Below are 13,308 nucleotides of genomic sequence, written 5' to 3'. Positions count from 1 at the left end.
GAGCCGTCCTCCATCCCGGCTTTCGCGGCGAGTCACTCGCGGTAGCCGGGTCAGGCGGGCGATCTCCGCGTCGAGGACGGCAAGCCTGCGCTCGACCACGCCGCTCGTCATCGTACGGCCGGGGCCGCGCGGCCCCGGCGTGTCGCCCTCCGGGAGGTCCAGGCGGCCGGCTTGGCGGCGGAGTCCTCGATGGTCAGCCCGAGCGAGTTCCGCTGTCCCGTCGGGGCGTCGGCTCGTACGGTCTGCGCCGGGTGGGAGTGCCGGCGTGCCCGGCTCCGGCGGGCACACGCGCCCTGGGAACGGCCACGGGGTGCGGCGCGGGCGGCGGACCGGACGCCCCCTCGGCCGCCCCGGCTGCGGCGCCCGGACCCGGTGCGCACGGGGTGGCGGAACTCGCGCCGGTGGGCTGGGCCGCGATGGGTCGGCTCCCGGTGGAGCGGCCTTGCGTGGGGCGGCCTTGCGTGGGGCGGCCTTCAGCGGGGTGGCCTTGCGCGGGGCGGCGTGCCGTGGGAGGGCGCGGGGTGTGGGGGTGTGGTGCGTTCCAGGGGCCGGGGAAGCGGCGGTGGGTGCCGCGGCGGCGGCCGGCGAAGCGGAGGGACAGGACGATCGTCGTCAGCACCATCGCGGCCAGCAGCGCCTGCGGCGTGCCTAAGACGTCGAACGGCGAGCCCTGCGCCTCCCGGGCCCCGGGCACGGGCGCGAGCGGCTGCTCGGTGCTGCGGATCTCGGTGAGCCGGGCGTTGGCCTGGACGACGCGCGGCAGCCCGTAGCCGACGACCTTGTCCGTCTCGCGGACCTTGCGCTTGAGCCAGACCCGGTCGACGTTCGCCTCGATGGTGTGGATCTTGTCACCGGAGACCCGCTCGACGATGCCGACGTGATCCACGCCCTGGTAGCTCTTGCCGCCCTTCCAGTCGAAGAAGACCAGCGCCCCCGGCTCGGGCTCGGCGCTCCAGGCGTCCTGCTTGATGAACCACACGGCGTGGGACGGCGTCCACGCGAACTGCCCCACGTAGTCGGCGACCCCGGCCCTGTCGGCCGCCCAGGCGATGAACATGTCGCACCACGGCGCGTCGCGGTACTGGGGGTCCTGGACGCGCTCGGCGTACCAGTGGCCGAACTTGGTGTGCTGGCCGCCCTTCTCCCGATAGCCGAGTTCCTGGCGGACTTGCTTCAGCAGGGCTTCCGCGATCGGGTCCAGGGCCACTCCTCCCAGAAATCGGGCAGATCACGATGGACTTTAATCCCGCCATCGTGATCACGCGCCGTACACGGGCAAAGTGGCGAACCCAGTGACAGAAGTGACAGGCGTGACCCTACGTGCCGGCGCCGACCCGGTAGACCTGCTCGTCTCCGGTGCCCGGCGGCACGACGTCGGCCACGATCACGGTCACGTTGTCGGGCGAGCCGCCCTCGTTGGCCAGGTCGATGAGCCGCTGCACGGCCAGGGCCGGGTCGGCGATCGTGGTCAGCACCTCGTGCAGCGTCTCGGGGCCGAGGACGGTGGTGAGCCCGTCGGAGCACAGGAGGTAGCGGTCGTCGGGCTCGGCCTCGCGCAGCGCCATGTCGGGCTCGGCCCTGCCCTCGCTGCCCAGCACCCGCAACACCATGGAACGACGGGGGTGCACAGCGGCCTGATCCTCCGTTATCCGCCCTTCGTCCACCATCGACTGCACAAGTGTGTGATCCTTGGTCATCTGGTAGAGAGCACCATCGCGAAGCAGGTATCCGCGGGAGTCACCGAGATGAGCCAGGGCGAACCGGTAGCCGTCCCACAGCAGGGCGGTCACCGTGGTCCCCATTCCCCTGCGCGCGGGGTCGATCTCGGCCAGCTCGACCAGCCTGCGCGCCGCCTCGTGCACGGCGCCCTCCAGCGCCGCCTCCAGGTCGGCGCCCGTCTCGGGAAGCGTGGCATCCAGCTCGCGCATGACGGCGATCGCCGCCGAGCTCGCCAGCTCGCCGGCCGCGTGTCCACCCATCCCGTCAGCCACCACGAGCAACCGACCGCTCGCGTAGCCGGAGTCCTCGTTCTGCTCCCGGCGGCGGCCCACATCTGATCCGGCGGCATAGCGGATGTTGTGCTTCATACCCAGCAGTAAATCATTGGTTGAAAGACTTCACAAGCAGATGCGCTGAAGACTCTTGTGAACTACTGTGGGCGACATGAGCCACGACCCCACCGTGAACGCCGGGGACATCGCCCGGCTCGCCGGGGTCGGGCGTGCCGCGGTGAGCAACTGGCGTCGCCGCCACGACGACTTCCCCCGTCCCGTCGGAGGAACCACGAATCAACCCTTGTTCTCGCTCCGGCAGGTCGAGGCGTGGTTGCGCCGCTACGGGAAGTCCTACCAGGTCTCCCTGGGAGATCGGGTGTGGCAACGCCTCAGGGCCGCGGGAGATCTACGCCTGGGCGAGCTGGTGGCGGAGGCCGGGGTGCTGCTGACGACCGGAAGCAGTGCGCTCGACCCCGAGCCGGCTGGGCTGGTGAGCGAGTTGGCCGAGCGGCACGACCCGCTCACGGCGTACGAGTTCCTCTGCGAGCGCTACCTGGAGGCGCACTCCCGGCAGCTCTCGATCACCCGCGAGGAGACCGCCGAGCTGATGGTCAGGCTGGTCGGCGCCGGCGGGGGCGAGGACGGCGGCGGTGATGGCGGCACGGCCGGCGGGGGCACGGTCCTGGACCCGGCCTGCGGCGTCGGCACGCTGCTGCTCGCCGCGAAGGCCGGACGGGTGCTGGGCCAGGAGCTCAGCGACACCTCGGCGCGCGTCACGGCGGCCCGGCTGCGGCTGCGCGGCGTGGCCGCCGAGATCGTCGCGGGCGACTCGATGCGCCACGACGGGTTCGCCGGGGTGCGCGCCGACGCGGTCGTGTGCGACCCGCCGTTCAACGAGCGCGCCTGGGGTTACGAGGAGCTGACGGGCGACCCGCGCTGGGAGTACGGCCTGCCGCCGCGCGGCGAGCCGGAGCTGGCCTGGGTGCAACACTGTCTGGCCCACGTCCGGCCGGGCGGCCGGGTGGCCGTCCTCATGCCGCCCGCCGCGGCCAGCCGCAAGGCGGGCCGGCGCATCCGGGCCAACCTGCTGCGCGCCGGCGCCCTGCGCGCCGTGGTCGCGCTGCCCGGTTCCGACCTGTGGCTGCTGCGCCGCCCCGCGGCCGGCGAGCGGCCGCCGTCCGACGTGCTCATCCTCGACGCCACCGACGACCTGGCGGTCGTCGAGCCGGCCTGGCGGGCCTACCTCGACGACCGCTCCGACCAGACCGTGCGGATCATCGACCTGCTGGCCGACGAGGTCGACATGACGCCGGCCCGCCACCAGCGCCGCGACGACCTGGGCCGGGCCTTCACCGAGGCCCGCGACCGCTTCCTGTCCGCCACGGCAGCGCCGCCCGACCTCAAGGTGCTGGAGCAGCCGCTCGACCAGCCGTTCACCACGATCGGCGATCTCATCAAGGAGGGCCTGGTGACGGTGCTGCAGGCGCCGGCCAGGATGGCGACGGGCGCCGGTGACGTGGCGGTGCTCACGGCCGACGACCTCGCCCAGGGCATGGCGCCGACCGGGCGGACGAGCGGGCGGCAGGGTCTGGTGCAGGTGCAGCCGGGCGACGTGGTGGCGTCCTACTCCAGCGTGCGCGTGCTGGCCGAGGGCGGCTGCGTGCTGGGGCCGCACCTGACGCTCTACCGGGTCGACCGGCGCCGGCTCGACCCCGACTTCCTGGCGGGGTTCCTGCGCGCGGCCGGCGGGCGGGTGACCACCGGGTCCAGCCGGTTCGACGTGCGGCGCACCCGCCTGCCCCGCCTGTCGCTGGCGGAGCAGGGCGCGTACGGCGAGGCGTTCCGGCAGCTCGCGGTGCTGGAGGACGCCCTGCGCGAGACGTCGGCGCTCGGCCAGACGCTCATCCGGCTGGGGCTCGACGGGCTGGCCGACGGCCACCTGCACCCGCAGTCCTGACGGTGTAGTTTTTCCCGGAAGGCTGCGGGGGGAGGGCGAATGGTCATCGGCGACCGCTATGTGCTCGACGACCTTCCCCTCGGCCAGGGCGGCATGGGAGCCGTGTACGCGGGCCACGACCGGCACCTCGACCGCCGCGTGGCGGTCAAGCTGCTGCGCCTGCCGAGCGGCCCCGACCAGGAGCTGGAGCGGCGCTTCATCCGCGAGGCGCGCATCCTGGCCCGGCTGGAGCATCCGGGAGCGCCGGTCCTGTACGACTTCGGCACCCACGAGCAGCGGCTCTACCAGGTGATGCAGTTCATCGAGGGCGTCACCGTGGCCGACGTGGTGAGCGAGCACGGGCCGCTGCCGGTGCCGTGGGCCGCCGGGATCGCCGCGCAGGCGTGCGCCGTCCTGTCGGCCGCGCACGCGCTGTCGATCTGCCACCGCGACCTCAAGCCGACCAACCTCATGCTCTGCCCCGACGGCAGCGTGAAGGTGCTCGACTTCGGCCTGGCGATGCTGCGCGACACCGACGTCACGACGTTCACCAGGGTCGGCCAGATCCTCGGCACACCCGCGTACATGGCGCCGGAGCAGATCCAGCACGGTGTCGCCGAGCCGCGCAGCGACCTCTACTCGCTGGGGTGCGTGTTGCACGAGATGCTGACCGGCCGGCAGTTGTTCACCGGGCCGACGGACTACGTGGTCTTCGAGAAGCAGGTCAAGGAGCGGCCGCCGGCCGTTCCGGGGCTGCCGGGCCCGCTGGGGGCGTTGCTGGGGCAGTTGCTGGAGAAACGGCCGGACGACCGGCCGTCGGGGGCGGAGGAGCTGTTCGCGAGGCTGGAGCCGTTCGCGGTGGGGCTGCCGATGCTGCCCGGTTTCCTCACCCAGGCGCCGAGCCCGGGACGCATGTACGCCCGCATGGTGGGCCGCGTGCTGACCTGAGCTCAGGAGGGCGGCAGGACCGCTTCGATGGCCGTCACGGCGTGGGTGCGATGCGCGGCCAGGGTGCGCACCACGGCGTCGGCGTCGCGCCGGCGCAGCAGGCCGAGCACGGCCCGGTGCTCCTCGATGACCCGGTGGCGGTTGCCCTCCTCGCCGTAGTAGACCGATCGGTAGGCGTCGGTCGAGTCCCACAGCGTCCTGATCATCCGCACCAGGCGCGGCAGCCCGGCCGCCTCGAAGACGGTCATGTGGAAGCGGCGGTTGGCCTCGGCCATCGCCAGCACGTCGCCGGCCGCGGCCGCCCGCTCCACCTCGGCCTGCGCCCGCTCCGCGGCCTGGAGCGTCTCGTCGGTGAGGCGGGCGACGGCACGGCGGACGGCCTCGGCCTCCAGGAGCTCGCGGATGAGGTAGACCTCGCGCAGGTCGTCGAGCGACAGCCGCTCGACGAAGTAGCCGCGGTGCGCCTGGTAGGTGACCAGGCCCTCGCCCTGGAGCGTCTTGAGCGCCTCGCGCAGCGGGACCCGGCTCACGGCCAGCTCCTCGGCGAGGGCCTCCTGCCTGATCGGGTCGCCGGGGCGCAGCCGGCCGGTGGTGATGGCCCGCCGCAGCTCGCCGAGGACGAACTGCTGGGCCGTCGGCGGCCTGCGGCGTCCCTCGTCGGCGGCGAGCTGCCCCTCTGGCGTGGTCATCCGCCCAATATCTCACGAACCCACTGCTCGTCCTGTCCGAGCGCCGGCGGCGGCAGGCGGTACTCGGGCGGCGTCACGTCGAGCCCGATGGGGTTGGCCACCTGGGCCGCGGCCCCCTCCCCCACGATCGGCCGCAGCCCCAGTCCGGCCGCCAGGGAGAAGGCGTCGGCCACGGAGTTGATCGGCCCGCACGGCACCCCGGCCGCGGTGAGCGCGGCGAACCACTCCGCCGCCGGGCGGGCCGCGAGGGCGCGGTCGAGCTGCGCGACGAGCGCGTCGCGGTGGGCGACCCGCGCGGCGTTGGTGGCGAAGCAGGGGTCCGCCGCCAGGCCGTCCAGCCCGAGCACCTCGCACAGCGCGCCGAACTGCCGGTCGTTGCCCGCCGCGATGACGAGGGGCCGGTCGGCGGCCCGGAACACCTCGTACGGCACGATGCTGGGATGCCGGTTGCCCATGGCGGCGGGCACGACCCCGGCGGCGGCGTACCCGGAGGACAGGTTCGTCAGGGCCGACAGCAGCGACGACAGCAGCGAGACCGTGACCCGCTGCCCCTCGCCCGTCGCGTCCCGGTGGCGCAGCGCCGCCAGCACGCCGAGCGCCGCGTGCAGCCCGGTGATCACGTCCACGAGGGCCACGCCCGCCTTGGTGCCCGGCCCGTCCGGCTCGCCGGTCACGCTCATCAGCCCGCCGACCGCCTGGACGATCAGGTCGTACCCGGGCAGCCCGGCGCCCTCGCCCGTCCCGAACCCGGTCACCGAGCAGTAGACCAGCCCCGGGTTGGCGGCGCGCAGCGCGTCGTAACCGAGGCCGAGCCGGTCCATGGTGCCGGGCCGGAAGTTCTCCACGAGCACGTCGGCCCGGCCGGCCAGCGCGCGGGCGACCTCCAGGTCGGCGGGGTCGCGCAGGTCGAGGGCTATCGACCGTTTGTTGCGGTTGACGGCCAGGAAGTACGTGGAGTCGCCGCCGGCGTGGGGCGGCCCCCACGAGCGGGTGTCGTCGCCGGTGCCCGGCCGTTCGACCTTGACCACGTCGGCGCCGAGATCGGCGAGCAGCATGGTCGCGTACGGCCCGGCCAGCACCCGGCTGAAGTCGGCCACCAGCAGACCGGACAGCGCGCCGCTCACGCGGGGGCGCCGAGGTGGACGGTCACGGTCTGGGAGGAGATCGCCGCCGGCGCGCGGTCGTGGTGAGGGGCGGGGCGCCGGACGGGCCCGGCGTCGTTCAGCAGGTCCATGGTCAACGCACCCTAACTGTGCCATATTGGATAATCAATATTGGATCCAAAATACGGAGGGCGCCCATGCACCCCTCGGCCCTGTTCGCCGTCGACGGCCTTCTCACCGACGAGGAGCGCGACATCCGCCAGGCCGTCCGTCAGGTGTGCGACCGGGAGATCCGGCCGCACGTCGCGGGCTGGTTCGAGACGGGCGAGCTGCCCGCGCGGGAGCTGGCCCGCACGCTCGGCTCGGTCGGCGTCCTCGGCATGCACCTCGACGGGTACGGCTGCGCCGGCCTCGGCGCCGTCGCCTACGGCGTGGCCTGCCTGGAGCTGGAGGCCGCCGACTCGGGCCTGCGCAGCCTGGTCTCGGTGCAGGGCTCGCTGGCCATGTACGCGATCTGGAAGTACGGCAGCGAGGAGCAGAAGCGGGAGTGGCTGCCGGCCATGGCGGCGGGCGAGCGGATCGGCTGCTTCGGCCTCACCGAGCCCGACTTCGGCTCCGACCCCGGCGGCATGCGCACGACCGCCAGGCGCGACGGCTCCGACTGGGTGCTGAACGGCACCAAGATGTGGATCACCAACGGCTCGGTGGCGGACGTCTCGGTCGTCTGGGCCCGCGCGGAGGACGGCATCCGCGGCTTCCTCGTCCCGGCCGGCACGCCGGGCTTCGCCGCGCACGACCTCAAGCACAAGATCTCGCTGCGCGCCAGCGTGACGAGCGAGCTGGTGCTCGACGGGGTGCGGCTGCCGGCCGAGGCGATGCTGCCCGGCGCGCGCGGCCTGTCGGGGCCGCTGGGCTGCCTGAACGAGGCCAGGTTCGGCATCGTGTTCGGCGCGATGGGGGCGGCGCTCGACTGCCTGGAGACGGCTCTGGCCTACGCGGCCGAGCGGGAGGTCTTCGCCAGGCCCCTCGCCTCGTACCAGCTCACCCAGGCCAAGCTCGCCGACATGGCGCTGGAGGTCGGCAAGGGCCTGCTGCTGGCCGTCCACCTCGGGCGGCTGAAGGAGCGGGGCACGCTCACCCCCGAGCTGGTCAGCGCCGGCAAGCTCAACAACGTGCGCGAGGCCCTCGACGTCGCCAGGACGTGCCGGACGCTGCTCGGCGCGAGCGGCATCACGCTGGAGTACCCGGTGATCAGGCACGCGGTCAACCTGGAGTCGGTGCTGACCTACGAGGGCACCTCGGAGATCCACGCCCTGGTCGTCGGCCGCGCCCTGACCGGCCTGCCCGCCTTCCACTGACGCCGCCCCCGCGCGCTCCGGCCCGCTCAGAACGTCTGCCAGGTCGTCCCGGCGACCTGGCAGAGCCGCCCCCGGGTGGACCCGTGGCCTCGTCCAGGCCGACGCGGGGCTGGTTCAGGGACGCAGGACCGGGGCCGGGGTGTGCACCTGCGTCGGTACGGGGCCGTTGAAGATCACCTGAGGCTGGGAGGGGGTCTGGTTGAGCGCCCATAGCCCGATGATGTTGGCCAGCGCGAACACGATCGTGACCAGCGTCGCCAACACCAGCCGGCGCCGCCGCTCGCGCCGCTTCCAGTCAGCGCGGGCCTGCCGGTAGGCGTCAGGCTGTGGCTGCACTTGGGAGGCCAGCACGTTCAGCGTCTCGCGCAGCCGCTCCTCGCCGATCGAGCCCCCTGTCATGACCGTCCCTCCATCGCACGCGTCAACGCCGCCATCCCGCGGGCCGTGTGTGACTTGACCGCACCGCACGAGATGTCCATGGCTTTGGCGATCTCGCTTTCCCGCAGGCCGAGCCAGTATCTCAGGACCAGTGCCTCCCGCTGCCGGGCGGGAAGCTGTTTCAGCGCGGCGACGAGCTCTCGCTGGTCGTCGCGAAGCAGCGCCTCGCTCTCCGCGGACACCGCGTCGTCCTCCACCGTCCCGCTGTGCTTGCGCGCGACCTGCAGGTGGCGCACCCGCATCCGGATCAGGTTGACCACCACGCCGCGCAGGTAGGCCAGGGCGGCATCGGCGTCGCGCAGCTTGTTCCAGCGCCGGTAGAGCTGCCAGAACGCCTCCGCCACCACGTCCTCGGCGTCGTCGGCGCCCAGCAGCACGGCCAGGCGGAGCGTCGGCGTGTAGTGCCGGGAGAACAGCTCGGCCAGCGCCGCGTCGCGGTCGAGGACGTTGAGGTCCCTGGTCCCGGGCAGCAGGTCCGCCGACGGGCCGGTCAGGTGTGCGACGGGTTGTTCAGTGTTCATGCCGGCCTCACGGGCGGAGGACTGGACGGTACCGACCTGGCGAACGGGGTGAGCACCAGCGTAACGACGACGTTGATGGCGAGCGCGACGACCGCGGCGTACGCGGGCACCCCCAAGGTGATCACCGCGGAGAACCCTCCCCAGGCGACCATCAGTGTGCCCGCGACCATGCCGGCCAGCCAGCCGCCGAGCAGCGCCCGCCCGTGCGACCAGCGGGTGAACAGGCCCAGTGCCACCGACGGGAACGTCTGCAGGATCCACACCCCGCCCAGTAGTTGCAGGTTGATGGCGTCCTGGTTGCGCAGCCCCAGCACGAACGCGACGGCGCCGACCTTCGCGGTCAGCGAGACCCATTGCGCGACCCGGGTCTGGTACTTGGGCGTGGCGAAGGGGTTGAAGTACTCGACGTAGACGTTGCGGACGAACAGGGTGGCCGCCGCGATCGACATGACCGCCGCCGGGACCAGCGCGCCCACGGCCAGCGCGCCGAACAGCGCGCCGGTGAGCGCGGCCGGCATGAGCCGCTGGATGAGCAACGGCAGCGCGGCCTCGGCGTTGCCCGGCGGCGCCTCCACCCCGGCCGCCAGCGCGGCGATGCCCAGCAGGCCGAACAGCCCGAGCACGGCCGTCCAGACGGGCAGCGCGACCGTCACCTTCCGCAGCGTCCGCGCACTGGCCGCGGAGAAGGCTGCGGTCAGCACGTGCGGGTACATGAGCAGCGCCAGCGCCGACCCCAGCGCGAGCGAGGCGAACGCCGGGTACATCTCCGGCTCCAGCAGCAGTGACGGCCCGCCCGGGCCGCCCGGCAGGTTACGCTCGGCCGACTCGAAGATCCGGCCGGCCCCGCCGAGCCGGTTGAGCACAACCGCGATCACGCCTACGACCGCGCCGAAGATCGCCGCCCCTTTCACCAGGGAGATCACCGCCGGGGCCCGCAGGCCGTAGCGGTAGGTGGCGGCGGCGAGCACCGCGAAGACCGCGACCAGCGCCAGGTCACCGACCCAATCGCTCGGGTAGAGGCCGCCCGCGCTCAGCACCGCGCGGATGCCGACGAGCTGCAGGGCGATGTACGGCATCGTGGCCAGGATGCCGGTCAGAGCGACGACCAGCGCGAGCGGCGCCGAGCTGTAGCGCGCCTTGACGTAGTCGGCGACCGTCACGCAGCCGTGCTCGTGAGCGGCCCGCCACAGCCGGGGCAGCAGCACGAACGCCAGCGGATAGACGATCACCGTGTACGGCAGCGCGAAGAAACCGAGCGCCCCCACCCCGTACACCAGCCCCGGCACAGCGGCGAAGGTGTAGGCGGTGTAGATGGTGCCGCCGAGCAGGAACCAGGTGACGGCCGCGCCGAACCGCCGCCCGGCCAGCGCCCAGTCTTCCAGCGTCGGCAGGTCGTCCACCCGCCTGAACCACCGGGCGGTCACCGCGACGAGAGACGTGCCCGCGAGCACGGCGAGGAACGCCGCGACTGTCGCCGGGTAGTTCGTCATAGCCACCGCCATGGCGTAGGAGGTCACCTGAAGGTTGCGCGAAGGTGCCGTTTGGTTGACTCGCAACTTAGGTGAGATTTCGCGTAAACCAAAACGTGGGTCTCGGCAACCTGCAGGAAACGTACGAGTAGTCCCGGAGGACTCGATGACCAGCGATCACCCCGATCCGCCGCGCCGGCCGCTGCCGGCGCGCGTGGCGGCGGGCCTGTGCCTGATCGTGCCGTTCGTCGCGCTCTTGTGGGTGCCGTCGTACGCGCGGGAAGGGCCGGCCTTGGCCGGCATGCCGTTCTTCTACTGGTACCAGCTCGCCTGGGTACCGATGAGCACCACGCTGATGATCGTCGCCTGTCTCCTGCTGCGTGGCGGCTCACCCCACCGCTAACCCTTCTCGTCGAATCCCTGCACGTGGGAGGCCCCAGGGCCGCCCGCGCGATGCCGTACGCCCGAAACCCTCCGGAGGACAACGTGACGGGTGTCACCAGAGCCAAGCCAAATCTCCGATCCATCGTCATCTGGACCGCCGTCTCCCTCGTCGGCGCGGTCGCGTGGGGCGTCATAGCCCTGTCACGCGGCGAGGAGATCTCCGCCGTCTGGCTGATCGCCGCGGCGCTCGGCTCGTACGCGATCGCCTACCGCTTCTACGCCCGGTTCATCGCGCGGCGCGTGCTGAAGGTGGACGACAGGCGCGCCACCCCGGCCGAACGGCTGGACGACGGGGTGGACTTCCAGCCCACCGACCGCCGGGTGCTCCTCGGCCACCACTTCGCCGCCATCGCCGGGGCCGGACCGTTGGTCGGGCCGGTGCTGGCCGCCCAGATGGGCTACCTGCCCGGCACCATCTGGATCATCGTCGGCGTGATCTTCGCCGGCGCGGTCCAGGACATGGTGGTGCTGTTCCTGTCGATGCGCCGCGACGGGCGCAGCCTGGGGCAGATGGCCCGGGACGAGATCGGCCGGGTCGGCGGCACGGCCGCCCTGGTCGCAGTGTTCTCCATCATGATCATCCTGCTCGCCGTGCTGGCCATGGTCGTGGTCAACGCGCTGGCCAAGTCGCCGTGGGGCACCTTCTCGATCGCGATGACCATCCCGATCGCCATCTTCATGGGCCTGTACCTGCGGGTGCTGCGGCCGGGCCGGGTGATCGAGACAAGTCTCATCGGGGTGGCGCTGCTGCTGCTGGCCATCGTCGCGGGCGGCTGGGTGCAGAACTCGTCGCTGGCCGAGATGTTCACGCTCAGCCCGCAGGCGCTGGTCGTCTGCCTGGTGGTGTACGGCTTCTTCGCCTCGGTGCTGCCGGTCTGGATGCTGCTCGCGCCGCGCGACTATCTGTCGACGTTCATGAAGCTCGGCACGATCGGCATGCTCGCGGTCGGCGTACTGGTCGCCGCACCGGTGCTGCAGACCGAGGCGATCACCAAGTTCGCCGTCACCGGCACCGGGCCGGTCTTCTCAGGGCAGCTCTTCCCGTTCGTGTTCATCACGATCGCGTGCGGCGCGCTGTCGGGCTTCCACGCGCTCATCGCCTCCGGGACGACGCCCAAGATGATCCAGAAGGAGTCGCAGGTACGGCTTATCGGGTACGGCGCCATGCTCATGGAGTCGTTCGTGGCCGTCATGGCGCTGATCGCGGCCTGCATCCTCGACCCGGGCCTGTACTTCGCCATGAATTCCCCGGCCGGCCTGCTCGGGACGACCGTCGAGAGCGCGTCGGCGGCCGTGGCCAACCTGGGCTTCACCATCTCGCCGCAGGAGCTCCAGGCGGCGTCCGCCGCGGTGCAGGAGCAGACGCTGGTGGCCCGCACCGGCGGCGCGCCGACCCTGGCGGTCGGCATGTCGGAGATCTTCTCCTCGGTCCTCGGCGGCGACGGTATGAAGGCGTTTTGGTACCACTTCGCGATCATGTTCGAGGCCCTGTTCATCCTCACCACCGTGGACGCCGGCACCCGCGTGGGCCGGTTCATGCTCCAGGACACGCTGGGGAACGTCTGGAAGCCGCTCGGCCGGGTCGGCTGGAAGCCGGGGCTGTGGGGCACCAGTGCCCTGGTCGTGCTCGCGTGGGGCTATTTCTTGTGGGCCGGCGTGAACGACCCGCTGGGCGGCATCAACCAGCTCTTCCCGCTGTTCGGCATCGCCAATCAACTGCTCGCCGCCGTCGCGCTCACCGTCTGTACCACCGTTCTGGTCAAGAGCGGTCGGCTGAAGTGGGCCTGGGTCACCGGCCTGCCGCTCGCCTGGGACGCGGCGGTCACCCTGACCGCGAGCTGGCAGAAGATCTTCTCCGCCGACCCGAAGATGGGCTTCTTCGCCCAGCGCGCCCGCTTCGCCGAGGCCATCGAGCAGGGCAAGGTGCTCGCCCCCGCCAAGAACCTGGACGACATGCGCGCAGTCGTCGTCAACTCCACGGTGGACGGCGTGCTCGCCGCGCTGTTCGCCCTCCTGGTGATCCTCGTCATCGGCAACGCCCTGGTGGTGTGCCTGCGGGCCATCCGCTCACGCGAGCCTCTGCCGATGAGCGAGGCGCCGTATGTCGAGTCGAAGCTGGCGGTGCCGGCGGGCATGTTCGCTTCGGAGGCACACCCGGACGGGCGCGAGCCGGTGGGCACCAGGTCCGACCGGTCGTGACGCTCACCCGCGTGCTCGGCCTCGTCCGGTGGTACCTCCGGGAGCTCACCGGCGAGGCCGGGTACGACCGGTACGTCGAGCGGCATCGGCGCACCCACCCGCGCGAGCCCGCCCTGTCGCGGCGCGAGTACGAGCGGCACCGCGCCTCCCGCCTCGATGAGAACCCGGGCACTCGGTGCTGCTGAACCGGGCGCCTGCGCATCCCGAAC

The 13,308-nt window shown here is 72.2% G+C and carries 13 protein-coding genes; 6 read left to right on the top strand and 7 right to left on the bottom strand.

From position 1 onward, the window contains the following. Positions 1-193: 193 nt before the first annotated feature. Both FHU36_RS37325 and FHU36_RS37320 read right to left on the bottom strand, forming a co-directional pair. Positions 194-1,207, bottom strand: a complete 1,014-nt coding sequence (locus FHU36_RS37325) for a CHAP domain-containing protein (RefSeq protein WP_185088737.1) — start codon at positions 1,205-1,207, stop codon at positions 194-196. Positions 1,208-1,316: 109 nt separating this feature from the next. Further along, positions 1,317-2,087, bottom strand: coding sequence for a PP2C family protein-serine/threonine phosphatase (locus FHU36_RS37320; protein ID WP_185088736.1), 771 nt, complete (start codon positions 2,085-2,087; stop codon positions 1,317-1,319). 76 nt (positions 2,088-2,163) lie between these two features. On the opposite strand from FHU36_RS37320, the gene FHU36_RS37315 reads away from it, so the two are divergent. Both FHU36_RS37315 and FHU36_RS37310 read left to right on the top strand, forming a co-directional pair. Then, complete coding sequence (locus FHU36_RS37315) at positions 2,164-3,951, top strand: HsdM family class I SAM-dependent methyltransferase (protein ID WP_185088735.1); 1,788 nt, start codon at positions 2,164-2,166, stop codon at positions 3,949-3,951. A gap of 39 nt (positions 3,952-3,990) precedes the next feature. Next, positions 3,991-4,878, top strand: coding sequence for a serine/threonine-protein kinase (locus tag FHU36_RS37310; RefSeq protein ID WP_185088734.1), 888 nt, complete (start codon positions 3,991-3,993; stop codon positions 4,876-4,878). A gap of 2 nt (positions 4,879-4,880) precedes the next feature. Here the strand turns inward: FHU36_RS37310 and FHU36_RS37305 are convergent, their stop codons facing one another. After that, positions 4,881-5,567 carry a GntR family transcriptional regulator gene (locus FHU36_RS37305; protein WP_185088733.1) on the bottom strand — a complete coding sequence of 229 codons (687 nt, stop codon included), beginning with the start codon at positions 5,565-5,567 and terminating at the stop codon, positions 4,881-4,883. After that, positions 5,564-6,691 carry a CaiB/BaiF CoA transferase family protein gene (locus FHU36_RS37300; protein ID WP_312892095.1) on the bottom strand — a complete coding sequence of 376 codons (1,128 nt, stop codon included), beginning with the start codon at positions 6,689-6,691 and terminating at the stop codon, positions 5,564-5,566. The genes FHU36_RS37305 and FHU36_RS37300 overlap by 4 nt, the downstream gene beginning before the upstream one ends. A gap of 176 nt (positions 6,692-6,867) precedes the next feature. Here FHU36_RS37300 and FHU36_RS37295 point away from each other — a divergent pair, with 176 nt between their 5' ends. After that, positions 6,868-8,028 carry an acyl-CoA dehydrogenase family protein gene (locus FHU36_RS37295; protein WP_185088731.1) on the top strand — a complete coding sequence of 387 codons (1,161 nt, stop codon included), beginning with the start codon at positions 6,868-6,870 and terminating at the stop codon, positions 8,026-8,028. Between the two features lie 114 nt (positions 8,029-8,142). Here the strand turns inward: FHU36_RS37295 and FHU36_RS37290 are convergent, their stop codons facing one another. From FHU36_RS37290 to FHU36_RS37280, 3 genes are read right to left on the bottom strand one after another with little or no spacing between them, the layout of a single operon-like run. Continuing rightward, positions 8,143-8,427: a hypothetical protein gene (locus FHU36_RS37290; RefSeq protein ID WP_185088730.1), complete on the bottom strand. Its 285-nt coding sequence runs from the start codon at positions 8,425-8,427 to the stop codon at positions 8,143-8,145. Further along, positions 8,424-8,987, bottom strand: coding sequence for a SigE family RNA polymerase sigma factor (locus tag FHU36_RS37285; protein ID WP_185088729.1), 564 nt, complete (start codon positions 8,985-8,987; stop codon positions 8,424-8,426). The genes FHU36_RS37290 and FHU36_RS37285 overlap by 4 nt, the downstream gene beginning before the upstream one ends. Beyond that, entirely contained in the window at positions 8,984-10,477 is a 1,494-nt protein-coding gene (locus tag FHU36_RS37280) for a sodium:solute symporter family protein (RefSeq protein ID WP_185088728.1), read from the bottom strand. The genes FHU36_RS37285 and FHU36_RS37280 overlap by 4 nt, the downstream gene beginning before the upstream one ends. A gap of 145 nt (positions 10,478-10,622) precedes the next feature. Between FHU36_RS37280 and FHU36_RS37275 the strand changes: the two genes are divergently transcribed. The 3 genes from FHU36_RS37275 to FHU36_RS37265 are packed head-to-tail and all read left to right on the top strand — an operon-like array spanning position 10,623 to position 13,284. Continuing rightward, positions 10,623-10,859, top strand: coding sequence for a DUF3311 domain-containing protein (locus tag FHU36_RS37275; protein ID WP_185088727.1), 237 nt, complete (start codon positions 10,623-10,625; stop codon positions 10,857-10,859). A gap of 23 nt (positions 10,860-10,882) precedes the next feature. Continuing rightward, positions 10,883-13,099: a carbon starvation CstA family protein gene (locus FHU36_RS37270; RefSeq protein WP_312892094.1), complete on the top strand. Its 2,217-nt coding sequence runs from the start codon at positions 10,883-10,885 to the stop codon at positions 13,097-13,099. Then, entirely contained in the window at positions 13,096-13,284 is a 189-nt protein-coding gene (locus FHU36_RS37265; RefSeq protein ID WP_185088726.1) for a YbdD/YjiX family protein, read from the top strand. The genes FHU36_RS37270 and FHU36_RS37265 overlap by 4 nt, the downstream gene beginning before the upstream one ends. Positions 13,285-13,308: the final 24 nt, after the last annotated feature.

This window comes from Nonomuraea muscovyensis (genome assembly GCF_014207745.1).
Classification (GTDB): domain Bacteria; phylum Actinomycetota; class Actinomycetes; order Streptosporangiales; family Streptosporangiaceae; genus Nonomuraea; species Nonomuraea muscovyensis.
The sequence above is the reverse complement of the archived record's forward strand: the minus strand, read 5'-3'. Positions and strand labels throughout refer to the sequence as shown.

What these genes read in the sequence shown, in the direction of transcription:
- FHU36_RS37310 (WP_185088734.1), top strand. Translation starts at nt 3,991, where the DNA reads ATGGTCATCGGCGACCGCTATGTGCTCGACGACCTTCCCCTCGGCCAG.
- FHU36_RS37305 (WP_185088733.1), bottom strand. Translation starts at nt 5,567, where the DNA reads ATGACCACGCCAGAGGGGCAGCTCGCCGCCGACGAGGGACGCCGCAGG.
- FHU36_RS37280 (WP_185088728.1), bottom strand. Translation starts at nt 10,477, where the DNA reads ATGACGAACTACCCGGCGACAGTCGCGGCGTTCCTCGCCGTGCTCGCG.
- FHU36_RS37290 (WP_185088730.1), bottom strand. Translation starts at nt 8,427, where the DNA reads ATGACAGGGGGCTCGATCGGCGAGGAGCGGCTGCGCGAGACGCTGAAC.
- FHU36_RS37295 (WP_185088731.1), top strand. Translation starts at nt 6,868, where the DNA reads ATGCACCCCTCGGCCCTGTTCGCCGTCGACGGCCTTCTCACCGACGAG.
- FHU36_RS37285 (WP_185088729.1), bottom strand. Translation starts at nt 8,987, where the DNA reads ATGAACACTGAACAACCCGTCGCACACCTGACCGGCCCGTCGGCGGAC.
- FHU36_RS37275 (WP_185088727.1), top strand. Translation starts at nt 10,623, where the DNA reads ATGACCAGCGATCACCCCGATCCGCCGCGCCGGCCGCTGCCGGCGCGC.
- FHU36_RS37320 (WP_185088736.1), bottom strand. Translation starts at nt 2,087, where the DNA reads ATGAAGCACAACATCCGCTATGCCGCCGGATCAGATGTGGGCCGCCGC.
- FHU36_RS37315 (WP_185088735.1), top strand. Translation starts at nt 2,164, where the DNA reads ATGAGCCACGACCCCACCGTGAACGCCGGGGACATCGCCCGGCTCGCC.